We start from the raw sequence: 25,133 nt of genomic DNA on the forward strand, positions 1-25,133 counted from the left end.
AAATTAAGTTAACCAACATGAAGATATTTGTTTTTTCAACCATACTCATACTTTTGTTCGATTTTAGGGTACAAATACAAGCTCAATCAAAATCAGATTCCGTTAAAGTAACCATTCAACTGGAACTCCCTGAAAACACACCGGAAGATGCCAACTTCTATCTGGCCGGAACCATCAATGGATTTGATCCGGGTATCGGCTTTGGCTGGAAAAATCAATCTATTCCATTCAACTATAAAAATGGTCGCTGGGAAATATCCCTCACCCGTGCTAAAGGAGATACTATTACCTATAAGATCACCCGCGGAACTATTTATTCGGCTGAGGAAAGTGTTGATTACACCTATCGGGCTCCACGGGAACTCATATTTGATAAAGACAAAACCGTTACAGCATCTGTTGAGGCCTGGCATGATATTCCTCCCGAAAACATGAAGGATCTATGGCCAGAAATAAATCTGGAACCAGTAAAAGATAAAGTATTCAAGTACAATGATCGGGTTTACGATTGGATGGGTACTATTCTATATGCCGATGATATTGTCAGATATTATTATGGAGATCAAATCAGAGGAACCCTACAGGAGATTGAGCCTTCCTTTTCTGACACTACTATTTACTATCAAGTAACTTCAAAAGCACCCGATAACACTTTATTAGTAGTAGCAGGAAAATCTGAATCTGAAAACCCTTGGATGGTCTACATTGATCAGAATAATGACAATAAGATCTCAAACGAAGAGTATGTATTCTCAGAGAATGATAGCAGCACTAAATGGGAAGGACTCATACATTATGACAAAATCAGAAAAAACAGAGTTATAAATGACACCACTCAAGCTCGTATTAATTTGGTAACTGATTTACCGCAAGGCTACTCATCCAGCAACCGCAAAGATGTTCCTGATTTAGTTTATTCGTTTCCAAATGTACAACGAAAAGCAACCATTGTTAACAAAAATGATACTCTCAATGTATATATGTTGAACTTTTTTGAATACCTGTTTACTGAAAACTTACAGGTCTTTCTTGATGTTGATGGTGATGATGTTCTACAAATGGGATCTGGTACAAATGAAGATTTTAGTGTTAATGCAAACGACATAAGAAGAGCGGAGAAATATTATTTCTATCCTCACTTTGAGGCAGGGAATCAAATGTATGAGATCGCAGATATTGATCCACATGGTAACTGGGTTCGGCTCCGGCCTTCCTTCGAAGAATCTCAAAAACAACTAGCTGCCATTGAAGTTGGAGTCTCCCTCCCTGACTGGGATGGTACCACACTTGACGAAAAGCCAATTAGTAAAGAGAACCTGACAGGAAAATATGTCCTTCTTGATTTTTGGGGTAGTTGGTGTGGTCCCTGTATTGAAGAATTGCCTTATTTGAAACAGGCCTATGATGATTTTAAGAATTCAAATTTTGAAATAGTAGGACTTGCTTATGATTCCATTGAATCGACTAAAGAAGCCATTTCAAAGTATGACATAAAATGGCCACAAGTTATGGATGATGGAGAATTCAGTACCTTATTCCGGATTCAGGGCTATCCTTTTCAAATTCTGGTTAACCCGGAAGGAAATATTATAGAAACCGGACAGGCATTGCGTGGAGAAAAACTAGAACAAACCCTGATGAAATATCTTAATTAAAATTAAGCTATTCTTTCAATCATGAGGCGGCAAAATTTTCACCCATAAAAATCTTCAATGGTCTCAAGATATGCTTTCACGGTTCGTTCCAATCCCCAATAAATAGATTTACTGATGAGTGCATGACCAATACTTACTTCATTCAGGTTTGGCACGGTTTCGAGCAGATCCGGAAGGTTCTCTAAATTCAACCCGTGACCGGCGTTTGCCTTCATTCCCAATTCATTGATCATTTTTGCAGCCTTTCGGAGCCGGGTAAGTTCGTGCTGTTTTTTCCCTTCAGAAGCATTAGCAAAAGTTCCGGTGTGAAGTTCAATGGCATCCGTTCCCAGTTCATGAGCGAGTTGAATATCTTCGGGATTAGGATCCAGGAATAAGCTGATCTCAATATCAGTTTTCCGAAGTTTTGGGAATACGCGGTTCTTAAAATCATCAAAAACGGTTTCCATTTTGAGTCCGCCCTCTGTGGTCAATTCTTCCCGTCCTTCAGGAACAAGCGTGCACAAATGCGGATCTACTTTGGTACAAATATCGAGCATTTCATCGGAGGCAGCCATTTCAAAATCCAGCTTTCCGCGTACGCTATCCTTCAATCGGTACACATCTTCATCCCTGATATGGCGGCGATCGCCCCGCAGATGGAATACAATACCGGCAGCTCCGGCTCCTTCACAGATCCGAGCCGCTTCGATGGGATCAGGGTAGCCTTCTCCCCTGGCATTTCTCAAAGTTGCAACGTGATCGATATTGACGAGTAATTTCATTTAAATAGCCGGGTTTTTAAATTCAGTAATTCTACTTCAAAAGTAAGCATATCCGTTTATATTTACAGACAATGAAATCAGACGGTATCATCATACAAAAAGCACTGCTGATACTCTTGGCGGCAGGTATTTTTTCGGCTTGTGGAACAGTCAAGAGGGGAGCTGTTCCCTGGGAAGAAGAACCTGCTAATATGACTTCTGAGCCTCCTGAGGCTACGGAAAGTAGTTCTGGTGTACCCGAGGTTGATGAAGCAGCAGCTCCGCAAATTCAGGAGCGGCAGGAATTCCTCCAACTTGCTTACAATGACTGGAAAGGAGTTCCCTACTTATTGGGTGGAAGTGGGTACACGGGTATTGACTGTTCGGCGTTTATGCAGGTTGTTTTTGAAGATTATTTTTCAAAATTAATTCCTCGTACTACCTTAGAACAGCTTGAGTTTGGGGATCCTGTTAGGAAAGAACAGATTGAAACAGGTGACATGGTATTCTTTAAAACCGGTCGCCGTACTTATCATGTGGGGGTAATGGTGAACCGAAGTGAATTTCTTCATGCTTCCACATCAGAAGGGGTGAAAATTTCAGCTCTTGACCACCCTTTTTGGGAGGAAACCTATTTGGCGGCTCGAAGAGTTATTTAAGCCAAGTCCTAATTCCGGATTAAATTGCCCAATCGGGTAAAACCCCAATTTCAATTCCAAACACAAAGCCAATAATGGTATAAGAAGCTAGTGTTAGTAACAGTATAAATAAAATATTTAGCCAAAAGCCGGCTTTTGCCATTTCAGGAATAGCGATCTTTCCACTCCCATAAACAATGGCATTAGGGGGCGTTGCTACCGGTAGCATGAAAGCACAGCTAGCTCCCAATACAGTTGGGATAGCAAGTAGTAGTGGATTCTCCCCTAGTCCAATGGCAACTGAGGCTAGTATTGGCAGGAAAGCTGCTGTAGAAGCCGTATTGCTTGTCATCTCTGTCAAAAAGATGATAAGCGATATCACTATAAAAATGATCAATAATATTGGCCAGGTATCAAGTGCTCCTATTCCATTTCCAATCCATGTTGCCAAGCCTGTAGAACTAATAGCAGACGCCATACTCAGTCCCCCCCCAAAAAGAATCAAGACTCCCCATGGCAAACGTTTAGTGTCCGACCATTTTAAAAGAAATACATTCTTCTTAAGATCGGAAGGAATTATAAAAAGAACTATAGATGCTGCTATTGCAATACCGGCATCTGAAATACCCGGAATATAATTTGAAAGAAACGGCCTGAATATCCAAAGTAAAGCCACACCTAAAAAAACAGCCGCGACTTTTTTCTCCTCAGAGGATATCAAACCCAATTCATTCATCTGCTTTTGAATGAGTTCTTTGCCACCTGGCAATACCTTTATTTTAATTGGGTAGATCACCTTTGTGAGAACCAAATACATAAGTGGCAGTGATAAAACAACAATAGGAACCCCTACCAGCATCCAGTCAAAAAAGGTAATCTCAATGCCATAGTTTTCGAGAACAAACCCGGCTAACAAAGCATTGGGGGGTGTTCCAATAAGTGTCCCCATTCCTCCAATATTACAGGCATATGCAATACATAGAATAAGTACGATCTCAAAGTTTATCTTATCAGAGCCTTCCTCTCTATCTACCAACTCTAAAATTGACATAGCTATTGGCAACATCATAATGGCTGTAGCAGTGTTGCTGACCCACATACTTAAAAATGCAGCTGCTATGATAAACCCAATAATGATAGATGACGGCTTAATTCCCACAAAACTGACTATGCTAATTGCAATTCGTTTGTGAAGATCCCACTTCTCCATGGCCAGAGCTATTATAAACCCTCCCATAAATAAAAATATAAGTGGATTAGCATAAGGTGAGGTAGCCTCAGAGATAGTAGTAACACCAAACATCGGGAATAGTACTATGGGCAACAGTGCTGTTACAAAAATGGGGATGGCTTCCGTCAACCACCATATGCCCATTAATATTGTTATTGCCGCAGTTTTCCATGCCGCATCAGATAAGCCTTCAGGTGTCGGAGTTAGCATTAGTAGTATTAATACTACTACTCCACCAATTAAACCTAAGTGTTTACCTAAATTACTAATGTTACTTTTTATCATAAAAATTAAAACTTATCTCTCAGCAGGATAATTTTCTTTCTCCATCCAATATTCCAAATAGGGAACATTATAAATACTTGTCCAGCCAAATATTCTCAGGCCATTTGTTATTTGCCAGATCGGAGGTCTCCTTGCACCCGGGTCTTTTGGAAAGTTACTCGCCTCTTCCAACGCTTCTGCAAGAATTTTTTGATTTTCATACGAGTCAAACTCTTGTACCAATTCATCGGTTTTCAAATATTGAGCACGATCAGCAGCCTCTTCTAAGAAACTCGGTTCACCTGAATATTCGTATCCAAGAACCAAACTGCTGATTGATGATAAATATGATTCCATATCATGATTATAAGGAGGCACATCTCTAAGTCTTCTTGCATGGTCGATCATTGCATTTTTGACTTCCTCATCACCTGTTAGTTGAACATACTTTCTGAGGCCATTGGTTACATAAACTTGTGAGTAACCATACCTGTTGATAACCATTTCCCCTCCCTGATCCGGATGATGCTGTAATTCAAGCATTATATCCACTCTATCTTTCAGTTCATCTCCGTACACATCCATTTTCGTAGCATCATATATTTCAGCTAAATTCCAAACGGATAAGTACAAGCGGCGGCCTCTTAATCCATGACCTCCGAATACTCTTTTCACATAATAATCACCCGTTTGCATAGCTACTTCTAAGCCTCGGTGATTAGCATCAAGATAGTAGGATGTAACCCAGCCAGGAACCCAAACATGAGCACTCAATAACGAACTATAGTGCTGATCTGCATGCCTTCTTCCCATTCCAACATACGGTGATCCTTCAGGTTCTTCTAAATTTTGAAAATAGTGTATTGATTCATTTGTATCACCAATATACACAGGATCTTTAGGCCAGTGGATGTTATCTACATCCATAGTATGCATACTTGCAGCCTGAGCTGTTCTATAGTACATCGGGTTACCGGTTCTTATGAATTGTAACCACCACATGTAATCGTTACCAGGCTCATTATTTGTCCACTGACCCCATTCGTTACCATAGTAGTAAGTCAAATTATCACCATAGTTCAGCATACCATACCAGGGCTCCCATTCCTGGTTAAATTTCATCCATTGAAATTTATAATCCAGGCCTCTTTCATACGAAGCGAACTTTTCCTTTTGTGCAGCCAGTTTACCGAAAGCTTCACTTTTAGCATACCAATCCGGATCTGCATGGGTAACAGAGCCATCCAAGAACATTTTTGCAGTTTTTTCTACATCCGCAGATGTGCTTTTCTTATGGAAATAGAAAACCATCTCTGTTGTTTTTGCTAAACCTTGAGCAAAGTTTGCGATCATTCCACTATCATTATCAAGATCTTTTCTGGCAAAACTCTGAGGCTCAACAGAAGGTGTCCATATGTACGCAGTAATATCTTCTTCTGCTTCTTCAACTTTTATCTCTTTGGGATATTCTTCAAAGAAACTTTTAAAGCCAACCATAACCCCCCATTTATCATCTGAAAGGTCTACCCAACCAGCCGCTCTTTCGGCACTAATGTTAGTTTGGTCATCTATTTTAATTGTAGCATTAAACACATTCTGTAATCTTTGCTCAGGTGAAGAGTTTGCCAAAGGTGGAATTTGAGATGGATTAGGTCCTGTTTGCAATACTGATGCTTCATTGCTCAGTGAACTCTGTACAAATTGACTATTACCTGTATCCCACCACTTACCATCATAATAAGAAGTTGTGACCGTCTTATTATCAGACATATTATACTTAAGTGATAAACCGGTAGCAGCTATTTGATCATTTGGCTCTATAAACCCTTCATCCTCGGAAAGTTCACCTTCATCAATGACAATACCATTTTGAGTTGCGATAGCTTCATATTCCCCACTTGGGACACTATGATTGTCAGGAATTCCTGTATATACAAATGTGTGCTGAACTTTTATATAGCTTTTGCCAGCATACGTATGAATACGGGTTATGAAAGGAGCTGAATTATTGTCTTCACGGCTATATTGATATTTCCCTTCCACACGAATAATTGCATGCAATGGGCCACTTCCTAATTCTTTAACTGTTCTTGTAACAACAGCTTTAGATCTGTCGAGACCCATTCCATCTATGATATCGAGGAATGAACTCCGGCCTTCTTTACCTTCAGCGATAACATCAGTTTCAGTGAAGCCGTCTCCATCAATGTCCAATTCAACTTTATCCAGAAAACCACTTCCTGCAGGGGCGTTAAAAAAACCACCACCTTCCCCTTTATTAACTTCAAAACGGAGTGGTCCCGTATTAACTGTAACTTCTCCGGTAACACGCTGATTGTTTTTTACCGTTAGTATTTGGTCGTAATCCATACTGTTGCGTACTTCCGGACCATATTCTACTGTATAGTCTGTTTCCTCATCCGTAAAGAAAAATACCCACATCCACTTAATACTATTATCTGCGGGTTCCCAGGTACTCACTTTAGTGATCTGGGACGGAATCTCATTTCCTCTGCTATCCAACATCCTAACATGATCAGGAGAAAACAATTCTCCTTTTGGAACAGGTATACCAAAAACTTGAGGAGATCCCGGAATGTTGTTTTTTACTTCAATAGGAATTTTTGTTGAATCATTGGCAACATTACAACCAGTAATCATGATCAGTGAAATCATGAACAAAAAACTTAGTTTCTTCATATCAAATCTTGATATACGCATTTATATTACCTTCAATTTTGGGTTTTATGATCTAAAACAAGAGCTGCTGCACCCAATACAGCAATTTCATCCAGTTCAGAAACGGTTATAGTTAAATTATCCAGAGAGTTCTTATAGGCAAAGTCTGCCATCGATCTATACATCGCATCCTTGAAAAAGGGGTATGCTTTACGAACTCCTCCCCCAAATACAATGAGCTCTGGATCGTATGCATATAGAACTGCCTTCAGGGCATTCCCAAGATGTGTCCCAAATTCCTCGTAAACATCCAGGGCTTCTTCATCATTTTCTAAAGCGAGTTCAAAAAGCTTCGACCCTTTTATATTTTTATGTTTTTCAAAAAACTGTCCTGAACAATAGTGTTCATAAATCGAATCCAGGTAAGGTATCATCCCCACTTCTCCGGCACCACAGTTAGGACCTGAGTAGAGTTTATTATTGAAAATGAGTCCGGCTGCAAATCCGGTTCCAATTATAAGACCGGCAACAGAAGAGCTTCCCCTAGCTTTACCAAAATATTTTTCACCTAAGACGAAACAATTTGCATCATTATTTATGAAAACAGGCTTATCAAAGTCCTTCTCAAGGATTTTTTTCAAAGGGACTTTTTTCCACGACGGGATGTTCTGGACATCATAAACTATACCGGCTTCAACATCTACCACACTCGGAACCCCCATTCCAATCGCGCTCACAGATGGCTCTATTTCTTTTGAAATAAGCATTCTGATCTGATTGATCAAATCTTCGGGTGAAGCAGAGTTTTCTATTTTTTCGGTTGATACGGAAATGATATTATTATTTAAAATACGGGCAACCCTTACATTGGTAGCTCCTAAATCTATTCCTATCAGATCCATTATGTCCTTGCTGATTGATTTGATAAGTCTTTAAAGCACATCAGCATTATTCTTTAGATCCAAATTCAATGGTCTTATTACTGATAAGAGGTTTGGCCCAAAATCCAATACTCAGTATGTATCCAAATGAGATATAGAGGAATAACATACCAATTCTCAATCCGAATAAATCACCAAGTGAACCCACGATAAGCGGTACAATTGCACCACCGGCTATCCCGGTAACCAATATCCCTGAAAAAGTTCCGTGATGCTCAGCTACTGAATTAAGTGCTAACGAAAATATGATAGGCCACATTACGGCTATAAAAAATCCAATTGCAGGAAAAGCAATAAGTGCTACCTCTCCACTACCGAAAAGAGAAAGAGTGAGTGAGATCAAGACGGCTGATGTGAAGAGGATAAGCACTTTTTTACTGTCCATAATTTTTAGCAGGAATAAACCAAGCATAGTACCTGCAGTCATCATTCCCCAGAACCAGGATACTACGGAAGCTCCTGTTGTTTGAGGATCATACCCGTGATAGGTTGATAGAAATTCAGATATCCAGTTCGCAACCCCTTGTTCAGCACCTACATATGCGAAAATACCAAAGAAGAAAAGGATTACTTTTTTGTTCTTCAATAATTCTAAATGGGTTTCAAAAGCACCGATCAATTCGTCTTCTTTCTTCTCGACTTCCGGAAAATTAGAAACTCCAATCACAACTACCATTACTAAACAAACAAATGCGAATAACCAGTATAATGAAACCCAAGGCAGGCTCTCAGGAACTATATTAGTAAGCAAACTGAGCAATGCGCCCATGTCTTCAGTGCCAATATTAAGAACTAAATAGGAATAAACGAGTGGGCTAATAAAAGAAGCTAAACCAAAAAACAATTGGGCCATCACAGAGTTGAAAGCAAAGTTTTCTTCACCACCTGAGACTCTTAAGAGTGGATTGATAGCTACCTGAAGCATAGCCATTCCTGAGCCGATAAGGAATAGAGAAACCACAGCTACTAAATACTGAGGAAACAAAGCAAAAAGTAATGCTCCGGAAAATGCCACTAGAAATGCCGCTATCATGACTTTCTTTTCCTCAAAGCGTTCAATCAATATACCTGATGGAATCGACATTACTCCATATGCAATAAAGAATGCAAATGGTAAAATTGCTACTAAAGTAAGGCTCAGATCAAAATCCTCAATGATCTGGGGAACAAGAGGACCTATTATATTTGTCAAAAATGAGATAACAAAAAATATTAATACGATAAGTCCTACCAGATAATAATTCCTTTTCATAATATTGGTGTGATGAATGGTGCTAATGTTTCAAGTTTAAGTACAAATCAACGAAAAGCTAATTTTCAAACATTGGAAATAGCTTCCTAATCTCTTCTTCGGTCGGCTGATATCCATATTCGCAAATCTCAAATGATTCAGCATATTTGAAGGAATTTGCTTTCTCTTCGCCATACCATTTTTTAAGTCCTTCCAGTTGTTCCGGAGAAACAACCATCTGACCTATAAAGCCATTTATTAAAAACTCTTTACGCTCTTCCTCACCTTCAGGCACCTTGTCTAAGTTTCCTGAAACCCATGGAAGCCACTCATATACCTGTGATTCATGAGCATCGAATGCATTTACCTTTTTCTCAAATGTTTCATCTATACCAACTACGATGTCATGAGAAAATGGATTAGGTTTTTGGAATCCATCTGACATGTATAAAAACACCGGGTTTTTCCTTAGTGGAGGAGTGTCGGGAGCAACATTTGGTACCACTACCATGTATGCAGCATCCTGTACTAATACACCTGCATATCTGTGATCAGGGTGATAATCGTTCGGGCGTAATCCCAATACCACATCAGCATTCCAGTTTCTAATTTCTCTTATTACTTGCTGTCTGATATGTAACTCCGGCAACAATTCACCGTCATGGTTATCTAAAACTTTATATTCATCAATACCTAATCTTCTTCCTGCTTCTTCTGCTTCTGCTCTTCTTCGTTTAGCCAGCATCCCACCGCCTTCTTCGTGGTGACCTGCATCTCCATTTGTAATGGACAGGAATTTAACTGCATACCCTTGTTCAGCTAACATAGCTGCGGTTCCACCCATTTTTGCATCTCCGTCATCCGGATGAGCGAAAATAGCAATCACCCTAATCCTGTCATCTTCATTATCCGGTAATTGTGCGTTCGCAGAGAATGATACCGAAAGAAAAAATAAGGCGATAAAAATCGATATTAAATAGTTCATTTATTTAGGTCTGAGTTAAAAAAATAGCCGGGATATGTTAATAAAATATCCCGGCTAAAAAGCTACTGTTTATTGGTGTTCTGGATTTTGAGTCATTTCATCTGGTGCAACATCAATTGCGCCAAGTGGAATAGGATATAGAAGTGTTACTTCCGACTCAGATATCCCTAAATGGTTAGCCATTACAGATTTAGCTACTCCAAATCTTAAAAGGTCTGGCCATCTTTTGTTTTCGAATGCAAATTCTAGACGTCTTTCCTGAAGAAGCTTCTCGTCAAAAGTGCCGGGGGTATTGCCGTCGATGTCAGCTAATCCAGCACGATCTCTAACTTCATTGATAAGATCGTAAGCTTCTGTGCTTTCACCAATTGCCTCGGCCAGGTTTAACAGAACCTCAGCATACCGGATCTCCATCCAATTATTTGGAGCATCAAAAGCTGTAGATGGATTACTATCAAATTTCTCAACCCAATAACCTCCAGTTCCGTCAGCTTCGAGAGTTCCTTCAAACCTTTCGTCTGCAGGATCATATTGATTAACAATATCGTCCGTAACGTCTTGCGGGGCTACGCCACCACCAACTCCACCGCCAACTCCGTTTGGTGTATACATGTCAGTGTATGCACTTCCTTCTCCAACACCACCGGAAATATATTGAACCTCAAAGATAGACTCGATATTTCCCTCGTTAGAAGGACCCCAAAGCTGGGCATAGTCTTGTACAAGGTCATACTGCTGTGAATCCACAACTCTTCGTAATGGAGCTTCGGCGTCACCGGGATTTCCTGCTTGCAGATGTACTCTTCCAAGCAGGGCAGCTGCAGCATACTCAGTGGCTCGCCCACCATCTGCTACTGGTGGTAGAAGCCCTTCAGCTTCTTCTAAATCAGAGGCGATGCGGTCAAAGATAGCGGATGCAGGCACTTGATTTATCTCTACATTTGGAGATGTTACTTCTTCAAACTGCTCAGGAATATTGCCAAATATGACGGCCATATTATAGTAAAGTAATGATCGTATAAAGAGAGCTTCCCCTTTAATCTGATCCTTTAAATTACTATCAGTGAAATCTACATCATCAATACGAGCAATAATTGTATTTGCTCTGGCTATTCCTTCATAAGACTGATTCCAAGTATTTTCCAGCTCACTGGCTGTTGATATTTCATCGAAATCATCAATTTGTTGCAAGGTAGCGGCAAGACCTGTTGCCCCACCACCATTTGCACCATTATCTGCTCTCATTTCTAAGAACAGAATATTATTCACTCCGAAGGTTCCGTTACTCTGAAGTGCTCCATACGCGCCAGTGATGGCTACTTCAAAATCCCCCTGAGTTTCATAGAAGTTTTGAGCATTTCGTTCCGATATTGGACTTAAGCTTGTAAAGTCTTCTCCACAAGAAACAAACAATAGTGGAAGAAGAAGTATTAAATATAGTTTTTTCATGGTTATTGTCCTTTTTATAAAATTCTGATTAAAAGTCGAGGTTAATACCGAATTGGAATGTCCTTGATAATGGATAAGCACCATAATCTTCACCCGGTGTCAAACTGTTAGTTTGCAGGCTTACCTCGGGATTAAATCCTATATAATCTGTAAACATAGCCACGTTGGTAGCAGACGCATATAAGCGAGCAGAACTGAATAGTCCTTCAACCCATGAAGCTGGCAATGTATACCCTAACGTTATATTTTTAATCTTCAAATAGCTTCCATCTTGTACCTGATAAGAAGAAATTCGGTTGTTATTACCATGGTTTGCTGAATTACGGTCAGCTCTTGGGTGTTCTCCGTTACCTGGTTGTGATTCAGAAATCCAGCGATCATTAAGTGCAGCATATGAGTTGAAATTAGCTTCACCGTTCAGAAGGTGGCGAGACGTCAAGTTCAACACATCCCGTCCTTGAACTCCCTGAATGAAAATACTCAGATCAACACCTTTGTAGTTAAATCTGTTTGTAATTCCATAGGTATAATCAGGATGGTAGCTTCCGATCACTGTACGGTCTTCCTCGTTAATAATGCCGTCATTATTAACATCTTTAAACCTGAAGTCACCCGGACGTGGGGCTGGTGCCATCATGTCGTCAGGAGCATTATCAATATCTGCCTGATTCTGATAAATACCATCCACTACATATCCGTAATAACTACCGATTGGGTCACCAATACGGGTAATATGACGGTTACCGGCTGCACCGGAACTTAAAATTGGATCTCCTTCAGGACCTAATTTCAATACCTTATTGCGGTTTGCCGCTATATTAAAATCAGTTGCCCATTGGAATTCACCTGAAAAGTTTCTCGAAGTAATAGCAAATTCAATACCTCTGTTCTCAACCTCACCAATATTAGTCAGTGCTGTTTCAAAACCTGTTGATGCCGGAATATTTACCATAAGTAAAAGGTCTTCCGTAGTACTCTCATAAACATCAAACGAACCATAGATTCGACTATCAAGGAAAGCATAATCAATACCAAGGTTCACCTGATACGTTGTTTCCCAAGTTAGTTCATCATTACCGATTGTTCTTGGAGCAACTCCAATGTTCTCACTTCCGGAAAATGGATAGTTGGCTTCACCTAATAGTCCGATAGATCCATAATTTGGAATTTCAAAATTACCGGTTACACCATAACTACCTCTGAACTTCAATTCATTTATAGCCTCAATATCTGCCATAAATGGCTCCTGAGTTGCTCTCCATCCTAATGAGAATGATGGGAAGACACCGGTTTGGTTTTCACTACCAAATCTTGATGAGCGATCAGCACGAACGGTACCTGTAAACAAATACCTGTCCTTGTACACATAATTAACACGCGCAAGGGAAGAAACTAAACTCCATTCTTCTTTGATCTCATCTCCACCGGTGATAATACCGCCATTTACAGTTGTAACCTGATCATCTGTAAAATCCTGAGCCACTATAACAGTTCGGTTATCCGTTTGCTTTTGAGCGGTATACCCAACAACGGCATTTAAACTATGGTCTTCTCCAAAGGATTTCACATAGTTAAGAGTGTTTTCCCATAACCAGTTAAAGCTATCACCTGAACTGCTTTGTGCATAAGGCTGTGGAGATGTCTGAGTTCTATAAAGAAACTCGGTTCCTCTATAAAATGATTGTTTAAAATTGTTTAAATCATAACCGATCAATGATTTAAACGTCAGGTTCTCATTGACATTGTAATCACCGTAAAAATTACCGAAAACTCGATTATTCTTAATGTCTTCACTTATGAACTCCATTATCGCAAGTGGATTACTGGCTGATGTAGTTCCGCCACCAAGGTAAGACTGGTTATTAAGCTGGTTGATAGTTCCATCCGGGTTATAAGGTGCCACTACGGGTGAGTGAACCATGGCAGAATATACAATTCCGGGAGGGGACCCAAAATAAGGGGCATTAGCAGGCAATCTATCATGCTGAGTTAAAGCAGCATTAATCGCAGTACCTACAGTTATTCTGTCACTTAAATCCTGAGTCAGGTTTAATTTTAAGGTGTAACGGTCAAAAGCTGAACCGTCTAAAACCCCTTCTTGATTGAGGTAACCGGCAGAAAGGAAGTATCTGGTAATATCTGTACCACCGCCTATTGAAAGGTCATAGTTTTGCATTACTGCCGGACTGAAAATAAGATCCAGCCAATCGGTATCCGTACCATCCCATGCCACATATTGTTCTGGAATCAGGTAGTTACCTACGTTTGGCCGACCTGCATTAGTGTCCGGATCATAATTTGGATTGGCAGGAGCATCTCCCAATTCTATATCCTGAAGATAATTATTGTTTCTTGAATCCTTGGTATATGCAATCAATTCCTCAGCATTCATCATATCCGGCTGATTGAATATAGAAGAACTACCTATATAACTATTAAAAGAAACCTGAGGAGCTCCGGTACTACCTTTTTTAGTTGTAATAAGAACAACACCGTTAGACCCCCTGGATCCATAAATAGCAGCTGCAGAAGCATCCTTTAAAACCTCAATAGATTCAATATCTCTTGGGTTAATAGTTGCCAATGGATTTGCCTTAGGTGGCTGAAATGAAGCTCTTTGGCTACCAATATTTGCCTGAAGGTTATTACTATTTGAAATAGGTACGCCATCAACAACATATAATGGATCATTTCCGGCTGAGATAGAGCCTGTTCCACGAATCAAAATTTGTGGGGAAGAGCCCGGCTCACCAGTTGACTCTGCAACATTTACACCGGCCATTCTACCCTGAAGTGCGTTTTCAAAACTAGAAACCGGAATATTATTAATTTCCTCGGTTCTTATGGATGTTACAGAACCTGTAACTTCTGTTCTTTGCTGTGTACCATATCCTACTACAACAACATCTTCAAATTGCACAAGGTCATAAACCAGGTCAACTTCAAAATAGTCTTGGTCACCTATAAGTACTTCTTGTGTCTTATATCCTACAAAACGGAATACTAATATCTCCGAATCATCCGGGACGGTCAGTTCAAACTCGCCATCAGCATTTGTAGCTGTACCGATGTTGGTACCCTCTACGGAAACATTAACAGCAGGCAGGGTTTCTCCTGTTTGTGAGTCACGTACAACTCCAGAAACATCTTTCTCCATTTGATCAATCTCGTTCATGGCAGAACGACTTTCAATCAACATAATCTCACGGGTATTAGAAACTACTGCTTCATAACCTGAATCGAGTAATACATATTGTAAAGCATCGGAAACACTTACATCTGTAAGATTTACAGAAATAGTTTTAGACAGTGCTTCCAAGTCTGAATTCAAAGCTATTCCAAGTTTTGATTTATCAGAAATTGACTTTAATACGTCACCAAGAGGGACGTTTTCTTCGTTTAATGTGATCTTCTTCCTTAATTCTGGAATACTATTAGAATACAACTTAACTGAATAGTATTGACTTGAAATTGTCTGTACACTATTAGAAAGAGATGTAATCAGTTGTGCCTTAGCATTTGTAGTATTGCCAAAATGAAGTACAACAATACCAAGTAACATATATGATATTGCAATCCTTACTGTTTTTGTAACAAATGTTCTCATCCGTGTCCTCTTAGCTAGTTTTTGTTCTTGTTATAAAAGCGCTTCCAATTTTACCTTAAAACAAAATGCTTCAGCATATTGATTTTTAAAGATTTATTTATTGAAAGTAATTTTGTCCTTACTAATTTTATATTTAATATCTAATGAAGTAGCAATCGTACGGATCACATTATCCATACTCTTACTCTTTAATTCAGCAGTTAAATGCATGTCTTTTATTGAATCGGATTCAAATACTATCGTCATGTCATACCTGCGCTCCAATTGTTTTGCAACTTCAGACATTGCAGCATCATCAAATTTCAACTCACCTCTTCTCCAACTCAGGTACAGATCTATATTTTCAACATTCTCTGTAGTCATACTGCTATTTGACAGATCTAATCGAGCAAGCTTGCCTTTTGTCAAAATCACACCATCATTCATTTCTGAGTTTGCTCGCCTAAATGAAACTACACCGCTTTCAACTACAGTCTGTACTGTGTTGTCATCTGAATAATTTCTTACAACAAAAGAAGTTCCCAGAACTTGAATTACAGCTCCGTTGGTATTTATAACAAATGGTTTATTTGGATTCTTTACTACGTCAAAATATGCCTCACCCTCAAGATAGACTTCCCTGGTATCAGCACTAAAAACAGTTGGTATTGAAATTCGACTATCAGCATTCAGATATACTTTTGTCCCATCAGATAAAGTCACACCACCACGCTTACCCTTAGACATTGATATTTCTTTCAGCGTCGTGTTATCAGTTTCTACAACAGGCACGTAAATCGACTTAATGGTATATAATCCAAAAAGCCCTGCCAGCAAAAATATTGCAGCTACACGAAGGACAACAGACCAGGTAGAATTCAAAGAAAACTTACTTCGGCTTGCTGTAGTCTTAATATTACCAACAATGCCTTCATCATACATCCTGTTCTTTAGTACAGCCCAATCAACTTCGGTATTAAAAAGAGTGTTAGGGGGATAATCTTTTGAAGAAAGATCCCAAAGATTTTTCAAGTTTTTCAAATAATCCTGATTATCGGGACTCTCTGAAAGCCATTTCTCAACTGATTCTTTTTCGACCTCAGAGCATTCTTCAGCCAAATATTTTGAAAGTAATTCTATATTCAAATTTAAACCTGGTTACATTTATTTCTTTATTCTATATAATAAGACAAGCCGAATTCCGCATACCCCCAAGGGTAATTCAATTTTTTTCAAACATGTCCTTCAATAATATCTGATCACGGATATCTTGCAATGCATTTGCTATATGATTTTCAACTGTCTTCCTCGTTATGTTGAGAACCTTAGCTATTTCCTTATACGACAGCCCTTGACGCCTGTTCAACTCAAATACCATTCTCCTTCTTTCCGGCATATTTTCTACAATAGCCCAGATTTGCTTTATTGAGTACCGCTGAATATCGGTTAATCCATCATTGCTTTTAGTATTAGGCCTTCCAAATAATGCCAAACTTTCCATCTCAGTCCGAAATCCACTTATAACCCTAAGCTGAGAATTTTGCTTTTCTAATAGATTGAGTGCTTGATTTTTTACTGACTGAAAAAGATAAACCCTTACACCTACATTAACTTCCCAGTTCTCACGATTCCTCCAAATTTTGAGAAACACATCTTGTACAATATCTCGTGCAAATTCCCTGGATTTTGTAATACTGATCGCGAATCTGCTTAACTCAACATGATATTTGAAAAATAAAAATTCGAAAGCCTTCTCATCTCCTTTACGTATCAATGCCACAAGATCTAAATCGTCAAGATCTTTCATTGAATTTTGTTCTTGAAAGGCAAAAGCTAAAAACATCTTATTTTAATATTACAATAGAATGCGCTCAATTTAACTTATTCAACTTTTGGCATAGTAAAGTGATCATATACAAATACATATAAAAATAGCAGCGAGAATGATCATACCCGCTGCTATTTAATTACGAAAATAATCAACTAACTACCAATCTCTTCTAGAACCGGCTCCATCTGGATTTCCTCTGTAATATCGGAAGCTTTCCATGGGTTTGCCGTCACGAGATCCGCGCTCAAATACTCTGCGTCGCATCCGCTCAAGAAACTCCTCTCCTTCATTACCGGGCAAATCTTCCAGATCCGGACCAGTATAATTACTAAAAGCAGACGTGAATTGACTTACATACTTACTTAAAGAACGAACTTTATTTTCAGCGAAGTCTGAAATATCTACCCAGGTATTATCATTAGATCCTGTTGTACTGTAGAAAAGATAATCGGTCACTGAATGCTCTTCCAGACCTTCATTGATAATCTGACTTGGAAAAATCAAACGCCATTCTGCTGCACGGGCTGCATCCACTGCTAGGTATGAAGCTGTACGGTGGTCTGTTTTATGCCACTGCTGATAGCCATAGCCTGGATCAAAAGCCATTAGTGTAGTAGGCTTCAGTTTTCTTATCCACCACACGATCTGCTTTACAACTTCTTCCCGATCGGCAAACTCTAACATACCGTCTGTATATCCTAAATTAATATAGTTCTCTTCAGGTATACCTAACTCCTTTAAAGCATCGACTTCTTCCTGTCTGCGAATTTTAGCTAGTCTGTCACGCGTCATAGTAGGATCACTGGTTCCTACATTACCGGTTGTCAAAAGCATTACATATACATCATTACCATTGGCTTGAAGTGTAGCCATTGTACCATGAGACCCACCGTCGTCATCTGGGTGAGCACCTATAAATAATACAGTTCTACCTGTCCATTCTTCTACGGGTGTTTCAGGTTGCGCCATCAATAAAAATGGCGTTAGCATGAAAGCAACAAGCAGTATTTTTATTCTATTCATTGTTTTTCCTATTTATTATTTGTTAACGAGATCTTCTTTTTGAAAAAATTCAGGATTAATAAGAGATGCAGCCTCTTCATCTAACACCAATTCAACCTGTGGGTGTTCTTTTAAAAACGTTATAGGCCACTTCTTTGTAATTTCTTTATTAAATAATTGTGAAATTGCTTCTGCTTTAGAACTACCCCAAGCCATACAAACAATTTTCTTTGCCTTTAATATTGTTTGTATTCCCATCGTAATAGCATACTTAGGTGTATTGTTTAGCCCGCCAAATTTTTCTGCTGCATCTGATCTTGTTCTTTGATCTAATTGAATCAATCTTGTTTTAGAATTTATTTCTGACCCGGGCTCATTAAATCCAATATGACCATTACTTCCAACCCCCAGCAACTGAAAATCCACCCCTCCAAATTCCTCAATCTTATTCTCAAAAGCTTCACAATGATCTGGAATATCATCAAGTTCAAGTGTACCATCAGGAATGAATATGTTAACCGGGTCAATATCTACATGCTTAAAAAGGTTCTCAAACATATAGTAATGGTAGCTGTTTTTACTTTCCGGCTCTATTGGGTAGTATTCATCTAAATTAAATGTGATGACTTTGCTAAATGATAGCCCCTGCTCATTATGGCTCGCTATCAATTTTTCATAAACCTTTTTTGGAGATGCGCCGGTAGCCAAACCAAGGACAGTTGATTTTGAAAGTGAATTATTACTTTCAATTTTTGAATGGATCAACTTAGAAATATAATCACTGCCTAAAGATTTATTTTTAAATAACCTAAAATGGATATTTTCGTTACTGAATTTTATCATGAATTAATGCGAAACCACCTGATCTTATATCATCCTTTTCTATAAGACCGAACAAAATTCATGTACCCCCAAAAATTATTTATCAAAAAGTAACTCTGTAAGCTTAAAAAAATGTGCTAGTGCTAAACAGGTAAAGATAATTTCCACACGCTTAAGTCTGGATAAATCAAAGCACCTAATTTTAATTAAACATTCAAAGTCTAAGAAGAAGCTTCCCAAGGAAATCTAAAAGTTCTATAAGATTCAGATATTCTTTTCTCGTAATTCGAAAATGTTATTCATCATTTTTAAATATGCATCACTCATTGATATATCTCTTCGCTTCATCATAGACTTCATTACTTCCACCGCCTTTTCAAAGCGATAAAGCTGTTCATTATCAGGACCAAGCCAGGTAAAAGACTTAATGAGTTTAGGTGATAAATAATCAATAAAAACATTAGAACTAACTCCACAAATTGTTCCTGTATTCAACATTGTGTTGATAGCTGTTTTGGAATGGTCTGCCATAATGGTTCCTAAAAACTGTCTCCCGGTTTCAATAGATTTCTTGGTCTTCCAATCAACGACTTTAACACTCTTATAATCATTCTTTAAATTTGAGGTGATCGTATTTGCACCTAAATTGACCCATTGGCCAAATATTGAATTCCCACAAAACCCATCATGGGCTTTATTGCTATACGAATGGAAAATACTGCCTGATACTTCTCCTCCAACCTTACAAACCGGGCCAACAGTCGTACCCCCGTAAATCCTCGCCCCCATCTTTACAGTAGCGCCTTTCCCTATTGCAATTGGGCCACGTAAAATACTTCCCGCTTCAATTTCAGCCCCGTCTTCAATAACTATCGGACCATTTTTTGCAATAAAAATACACCCCGGTTCAATATGAACATTATCTCCAATAAAAATATTTTCTTTGTAATGAACTACTGCCTCAACGCCCAAACCAGTTTTGGATATACTATTTAGCTCTGTCAAAGCGATATCTGCTTTAATCTGATCTGGATTCAGTTCAATAAGATCCCAAATATATTTCAGCGACAGGGCGTCACTAAATTCTTTTTTTTCTAATGCATCACTTTGAAAATCATTTTTATGAAATAATTGAGCGGAAGTTTTATCCTCTATGTACGCAGCAATAACTTCTTTTTTATGAACTAACTTTTCATTCACTTTTAATTCAGAAATTGCTGTTACTAATCCCTCGTTAGGTAAGTATCTGGAATTCACCCATAAACATGGCTCATTATCCTGATATGGACCTTTCTCAAAAACACCTTCCATATATTCAGGGAGCAATCTGCAACTTTCTTTGAGATTTAGTGTTTCTTCCCATTTTTCCCGAATGGTGTAGATCCCTACTCTTAGATCATCAAGAGGACGCGTAAGTGTTAGCGGGTGAAATCGGCTTGCCTTTTCATCCGAAAAAAAACACATCTGCGAGAATAATTGTCCAGCCATAAATTCAAAAATCGTTATCGTTATTCTATTTGTAAGGCTTTATATTTAAGGAATATTACTACCAAAAAAAATTTTTTAAACGGTTACCATATATGTGTGGAATTGTAGGGTACGTAGGAGACAAACAAGCCAGTAAGATCATAATTGAAGGACTCAAAAGGTTGGAATACAGAGGTTATGATTCCGCCGGAATAGCAGTAATCAATGGTCAGTTGAGTATTAAGAAAGGGAAAGGGAAAGTAGCCAGCCTTGAAAAAATGATTGGTTCAGGTGAAAAAGGCTCTATAGGCATTGGCCATACCCGTTGGGCCACACACGGTGAACCTAATGATATTAACTCTCATCCTCATACTATTGAGAGCGGAAAACTGGCAATTGTTCACAACGGGATCATAGAAAATTACAATACCCTCAAGAAAAAACTCTCGGAACAAGGCTATACTTTCTATTCTCAAACAGATACTGAAGTAGTTGCCAAACTTATTGAAAGTTTTCTTGAAAAGGACGCTTCTTCTCTGAAAAAAGCTGTTCAATTGGCACTACATCAAGTGCATGGAACGTATGGGATCGCTGTTTTACATTCTGATTTTCCAAACCAAATTGTGGTAGCAAGAAAAGGCTCTCCCCTGCTATTGGGTGTTGGAGATGGAGAGATGCTTATCGCTTCTGATGCTTCTGCTGTTGCTGCCTATACTGATAAAGTAGTATATCTGGATGATGGCGAGATCGCAGTTATAACCAAAGACAACTACACCGTAGAATCAGCCGACCATATAGAACTTTCTAAAGAGGTCCACGAACTCACTTTAAGTTTAGAAGAGATTGAGAAAGGAGGCTACGATCACTTTATGCTTAAAGAGATCTTTGAACAGCCCAAAGCTATTTCCGATTGTTTGCGTGGACGTATTGACCCTGATAAAGGTACCGTTACTCTCGGTGGAATTGATAGTATTATGGATAAGCTGGTAAATGCAAACCGGATCATTATTGCTGCATGTGGTACAAGCTGGCATTCTGGTTTAGTAGGCGAATATCTATTTGAGTATCTCGCTAAAGTACCGGTTGAAGTTGAGTACGCTTCTGAATTTCGTTATAAGGAACAATTAATTGGCGAGGGCGATGTGATGATCGTCATCTCCCAGAGTGGAGAAACAGCAGATACTTTGGCCGCGCTTCGGGCTGCCAAAGAACGCGGAGCTTTGGTTATAGGAGTTGTAAATGTTGTTGGTTCTACTATAGCCCGGGAAACTGATGCCGGTGTCTATATTCATGCCGGCCCAGAGATCGGTGTCGCCTCTACGAAAGCCTTTACCGCACAAGTCACGGTACTAACCATGATGGCCATCAAACTGGGGCTTTCCAAAAATGCAATCACTATAAAGGAAGCTAAAAAACTAATCTCCGAGCTGGCAAAGATTCCTCAAAAAATAGAGGAAATACTTCAGAATACGAGTGAGATCGAGCGTATATCTAACCTATTTTCTTATGCGCCAAACTTTCTTTACCTGGGCCGTTCTTACAGCTTCCCGGTAGCACTTGAAGGTGCCTTAAAGCTAAAAGAGATCTCTTATATTCATGCTGAAGGATATCCTGCAGCAGAAATGAAACATGGCCCTATCGCCCTCATTGATGAAATGATGCCCGTGGTTGTTATTGCTGCAACCCATCACACGAATGATAAGATGATCAGTAATATTGAAGAAGTGAGAGCAAGAAAAGGACGTATCATTGCAATTACTACTCCTAAAAATGATGAGGTAGGTGATCTTGCTGAATTTTCTTCCATTATTCCGGAAACGATGGATGTATTCTCTCCATTACTATCGGTGATACCGCTTCAGCTTCTATCATATTATATAGCTGTAAACAGGGGATGCAATGTAGATCAGCCCCGAAACCTTGCCAAAAGCGTAACAGTGGAATAAATTTTTGTGGATAAATTGAGGAAAACTTTATCCTGTATTTACTAAACTTTATTTATTCACACCACAAAAGTGATTTTACATTAAAATTATTTAACATTTTTATGTGGATAACTTGATTTTTATTTAATAAATGCTTTCAATCCACTTCTACAATTTAGCATTTTACAAACAAGCAATGAGAAACTGGAAGGCATTTATTTTTAAGGTCGTAGTATTGGTATTGGTAGGAATCGTAATCTTCACGGGCTAATCATACCCTACATGCTTTTACTTTTTGCTCGCACGAGTGTGGGCTATCTGTGTAAATATTTTGGGCCACTCATTAAATTCTCTTAATATTTGGAGTTGTTACTTAATTCGTAACTACCTTCAAATCAAGAACTAATAAGAGCCATCGATATCGAAATGAATGTAATTGATCTGAGTTATCTGGAAAATATGACCGGTGGAGATAATGAAGTTATGATCGAAATGATCAATCTTCTTTTAACAGAAACTCCCAAACATTTAGATAACATCAAGAAAGCTCAGGATGATAAGAATTGGGCACAACTCCGTTCTGAAGCTCATAAAGTGAAACCCATGTTTTTGTATGTAGGCCTATCCGAATTAAATCAGATTTGCAAAGATCTCGAGGATAACGCAAAAAATGAAGCCGACCTGGAATCTAATGCTGAATTAATAACAAGATTGGAGACCGGATTCAACGACATTGTCGATGACTTAAAACATAAGGCGGAAGAATTAGCCTAAGGTCATCTGTAAATGATCGATATCATCCACAGAATATATTTCCCCTTCTTCCTGAAATCCCAACCTGTTATAGTATCCCTTGAGTTCTGCTTGAGCTTCTATCCGAATGGGATCACCCTTACATAATTCTATACCTTTCTTAATTAGTTTTGGCCCCAAGCCTGTCCCTCTGTACCCGGGAGCAACAACAATTCTCCCTAAACTAGCTTCATCATCATACTTCACTCCACTCGGAAAAATCCTCAGATAAGCTGCCAGCTTATCGCCGTCATAAAAGAAAAGATGACCTGCCTTTGCATCGTACCCGTCAATGTCTTCGTAGAAGCAGTGTTGTTCGATAATAAATACTTGCTGCCGAAGCCGAAACGCGTCTTCGATCTGCTTGGAAGTCAACTTTTCAAAACCTTTAAATACTATATCCATGATTTTTTCTTTCAAATGTAACCATTTTCTGATCTCAATCGTACGGGAGGTAAACATTCAACAAAAAACACTGTCATAATCTGGGCCTGGCTATTAAATAGTATTTCAGTTTACGCAACCTCTAGTTTACTAAAGGGAGTGGAAATCAAAAATTTTTGGAGTGCTGTTTTTGTAGCGGCATTGCTTGCATTGATAAATGTATTCGTAAAACCGATCCTTTTGATATTAAGCTTACCCATAACCATAATAACTTTTGGGTTATTCGTATGGGTGATCAATGCAGCCCTTATTATGCTTGTTGATGCATTGGTTGAAGGATTTAAAGTAAAAAACTTCGGATGGGCGTTACTTTTTGGAATGGTGATGTCAGTGATCAGCTGGGCGCTTTTCAAACTTCTTGGATAAACGAATACTTTTAATCATAAAAAAGGCTGCCTGAATGCAGCCTTTTTTATTTTAATAAGATTCTTTCCGAATCAAATATTATCACAAACAGCTTGTGTGAATGTAGAAGTTGTGCCTTCACCACCAATATCGGGAGTGCAGTACACTTTTTTCTCTACCAATGTTTTATATATAGCTTTTCTGATATTCTCAGCAATTTGTTTCTGATCAATATGTTCTAACATCATCAATGATGAAAAAAGCAATGCCATTGGGTTAGCTACATTTTTCCCAACAATATCAGGAGCCGATCCGTGGACAGCTTCAAACATAGCAGCATCGTCACCAATGTTCGCCGCGCCTGTTACCCCAAGTCCACCTACCAGACCGGAAGCAAGATCAGATAAAATATCTCCAAACAAGTTCGTGGTTACGACCACATCAAATTGTTGAGGGCGAAGTACCATCTGCATTGCCATATTATCAACGATAAGGTCCTGAAATTCAATATCAGGATATTCCTTTGCAATCTTCTGGCCAATCTCAAGAAACAGACCTGTTGTTAATTTCAGGATATTAGCTTTATGAACCAGTGTTACTTTCTTACGCTCATTCTTAACGGCATAATCAAAAGCAGCTCGAATGATTTTCTTACTTGCTTCTTCAGTGACAACTGCAATAGCTTCTGAATGTCGTTTATCTTCACCTTCATTGATCCATTTTTCTTTACCAATATAAAGTCCCTGTGTATTCTCTCGAAAGAGAACCATATCGACATTTCTGAATGGTGTATCAATACTTGGAAGTGTGCGCGCAGGACGGATATTGCTATAAAGATTAAATTTCTGTCGGAGGGCCACATTCACAGATCTGAAACCTGAACCCACTGGTGTAGTCAGTGGGCCTTTTAATGCGATCCTATGTTCCTCTATAGCTTCAACCGTATCATCAGGAAGAGGATTACCAGTTTCTTCATAAGCTTTTAAACCGGCCGATTTTTCTATCCAATTAACTTCGGCACCGGCTTCTTCCAAAATAGTAGTAACAGAATTTGTAATCTCAGAACCGATTCCGTCACCTGGTATTAACACAATATTTTTCAT

Annotated in this window: 20 protein-coding genes; 5 read left to right on the forward strand and 15 right to left on the reverse strand. The window is 38.8% G+C overall.

Annotated elements, in window-relative coordinates; all coding sequences use genetic code 11:
- Positions 1-17 precede the first annotated feature (17 nt).
- Entirely contained in the window at positions 18-1,655 is a 1,638-nt protein-coding gene (locus tag ACFSVN_RS10355) for a TlpA family protein disulfide reductase (RefSeq protein ID WP_390302059.1), read from the forward strand.
- 38 nt (positions 1,656-1,693) lie between these two features.
- Here the strand turns inward: ACFSVN_RS10355 and ACFSVN_RS10360 are convergent, their stop codons facing one another.
- Complete coding sequence (locus ACFSVN_RS10360) at positions 1,694-2,419, reverse strand: pyridoxine 5'-phosphate synthase (protein WP_390302061.1); 726 nt, start codon at positions 2,417-2,419, stop codon at positions 1,694-1,696.
- Between the two features lie 71 nt (positions 2,420-2,490).
- Between ACFSVN_RS10360 and ACFSVN_RS10365 the strand changes: the two genes are divergently transcribed.
- Entirely contained in the window at positions 2,491-3,057 is a 567-nt protein-coding gene (locus tag ACFSVN_RS10365) for an NlpC/P60 family protein (RefSeq protein WP_390302064.1), read from the forward strand.
- A gap of 19 nt (positions 3,058-3,076) precedes the next feature.
- Here ACFSVN_RS10365 and ACFSVN_RS10370 read toward each other — a convergent pair whose 3' ends face one another.
- The 12 genes from ACFSVN_RS10370 to ACFSVN_RS10425 form a co-directional block, all read right to left on the reverse strand.
- Positions 3,077-4,552 (reverse strand): SLC13 family permease, encoded by a 1,476-nt coding sequence (locus tag ACFSVN_RS10370; protein WP_390302067.1) that lies wholly within the window; start codon positions 4,550-4,552, stop codon positions 3,077-3,079.
- A gap of 12 nt (positions 4,553-4,564) precedes the next feature.
- A complete protein-coding gene (locus ACFSVN_RS10375) occupies positions 4,565-7,231 on the reverse strand; it encodes an exo-rhamnogalacturonan lyase family protein (protein WP_390302070.1) in 2,667 nt (888 codons plus the stop codon).
- A 32-nt stretch (positions 7,232-7,263) separates the two neighbouring features.
- The gene (locus tag ACFSVN_RS10380) at positions 7,264-8,112 is read right to left on the reverse strand and encodes an ROK family protein (RefSeq protein ID WP_390302073.1); all 849 of its coding nucleotides are present in this window, start codon (positions 8,110-8,112) and stop codon (positions 7,264-7,266) included.
- Positions 8,113-8,158: 46 nt separating this feature from the next.
- Positions 8,159-9,403, reverse strand: a complete 1,245-nt coding sequence (locus tag ACFSVN_RS10385; protein WP_390302076.1) for a sugar MFS transporter — start codon at positions 9,401-9,403, stop codon at positions 8,159-8,161.
- 58 nt (positions 9,404-9,461) lie between these two features.
- A complete protein-coding gene (locus tag ACFSVN_RS10390) occupies positions 9,462-10,367 on the reverse strand; it encodes a PIG-L deacetylase family protein (protein ID WP_390302079.1) in 906 nt (301 codons plus the stop codon).
- Positions 10,368-10,436: 69 nt separating this feature from the next.
- Positions 10,437-11,816, reverse strand: a complete 1,380-nt coding sequence (locus tag ACFSVN_RS10395) for a RagB/SusD family nutrient uptake outer membrane protein (RefSeq protein WP_390302082.1) — start codon at positions 11,814-11,816, stop codon at positions 10,437-10,439.
- A gap of 28 nt (positions 11,817-11,844) precedes the next feature.
- Positions 11,845-15,423 carry a SusC/RagA family TonB-linked outer membrane protein gene (locus ACFSVN_RS10400; protein ID WP_390302085.1) on the reverse strand — a complete coding sequence of 1,193 codons (3,579 nt, stop codon included), beginning with the start codon at positions 15,421-15,423 and terminating at the stop codon, positions 11,845-11,847.
- A gap of 93 nt (positions 15,424-15,516) precedes the next feature.
- Positions 15,517-16,548, reverse strand: coding sequence for a FecR family protein (locus ACFSVN_RS10405; RefSeq protein WP_390302088.1), 1,032 nt, complete (start codon positions 16,546-16,548; stop codon positions 15,517-15,519).
- 76 nt (positions 16,549-16,624) lie between these two features.
- Positions 16,625-17,245 carry an RNA polymerase sigma-70 factor gene (locus ACFSVN_RS10410; RefSeq protein WP_390302091.1) on the reverse strand — a complete coding sequence of 207 codons (621 nt, stop codon included), beginning with the start codon at positions 17,243-17,245 and terminating at the stop codon, positions 16,625-16,627.
- 144 nt (positions 17,246-17,389) lie between these two features.
- A complete protein-coding gene (locus ACFSVN_RS10415; RefSeq protein WP_390302094.1) occupies positions 17,390-18,256 on the reverse strand; it encodes a PIG-L deacetylase family protein in 867 nt (288 codons plus the stop codon).
- 15 nt (positions 18,257-18,271) lie between these two features.
- Positions 18,272-19,078 (reverse strand): glucosamine-6-phosphate deaminase, encoded by an 807-nt coding sequence (gene nagB / locus ACFSVN_RS10420; protein WP_390302097.1) that lies wholly within the window; start codon positions 19,076-19,078, stop codon positions 18,272-18,274.
- A gap of 243 nt (positions 19,079-19,321) precedes the next feature.
- Positions 19,322-20,545, reverse strand: a complete 1,224-nt coding sequence (locus ACFSVN_RS10425) for a putative sugar nucleotidyl transferase (protein WP_390302099.1) — start codon at positions 20,543-20,545, stop codon at positions 19,322-19,324.
- A gap of 92 nt (positions 20,546-20,637) precedes the next feature.
- Here ACFSVN_RS10425 and glmS point away from each other — a divergent pair, with 92 nt between their 5' ends.
- On the forward strand, positions 20,638-22,470 hold the full coding sequence (gene glmS / locus ACFSVN_RS10430; RefSeq protein ID WP_390302101.1) for a glutamine--fructose-6-phosphate transaminase (isomerizing): 1,833 nt from the start codon (positions 20,638-20,640) through the stop codon (positions 22,468-22,470).
- A 405-nt stretch (positions 22,471-22,875) separates the two neighbouring features.
- Positions 22,876-23,223 (forward strand): Hpt domain-containing protein, encoded by a 348-nt coding sequence (locus ACFSVN_RS10435; RefSeq protein WP_390302104.1) that lies wholly within the window; start codon positions 22,876-22,878, stop codon positions 23,221-23,223.
- On the opposite strand, the gene ACFSVN_RS10440 is transcribed toward ACFSVN_RS10435, so the two are convergent.
- The gene (locus ACFSVN_RS10440; RefSeq protein ID WP_390302107.1) at positions 23,215-23,646 is read right to left on the reverse strand and encodes a GNAT family N-acetyltransferase; all 432 of its coding nucleotides are present in this window, start codon (positions 23,644-23,646) and stop codon (positions 23,215-23,217) included. The genes ACFSVN_RS10435 and ACFSVN_RS10440 overlap by 9 nt on opposite strands.
- A 78-nt stretch (positions 23,647-23,724) precedes the next feature.
- Between ACFSVN_RS10440 and ACFSVN_RS10445 the strand changes: the two genes are divergently transcribed.
- Complete coding sequence (locus ACFSVN_RS10445; RefSeq protein ID WP_390302345.1) at positions 23,725-24,051, forward strand: phage holin family protein; 327 nt, start codon at positions 23,725-23,727, stop codon at positions 24,049-24,051.
- Positions 24,052-24,122: 71 nt separating this feature from the next.
- On the opposite strand, the gene ACFSVN_RS10450 is transcribed toward ACFSVN_RS10445, so the two are convergent.
- Positions 24,123-25,133, reverse strand: coding sequence for an isocitrate/isopropylmalate dehydrogenase family protein (locus ACFSVN_RS10450; protein WP_390302110.1), 1,011 nt, complete (start codon positions 25,131-25,133; stop codon positions 24,123-24,125).

The sequence above is a fragment of the Gracilimonas halophila genome, from assembly GCF_042684365.1.
In the GTDB taxonomy this organism is placed as follows: Bacteria; Bacteroidota; Rhodothermia; order Balneolales; family Balneolaceae; genus Gracilimonas; species Gracilimonas halophila.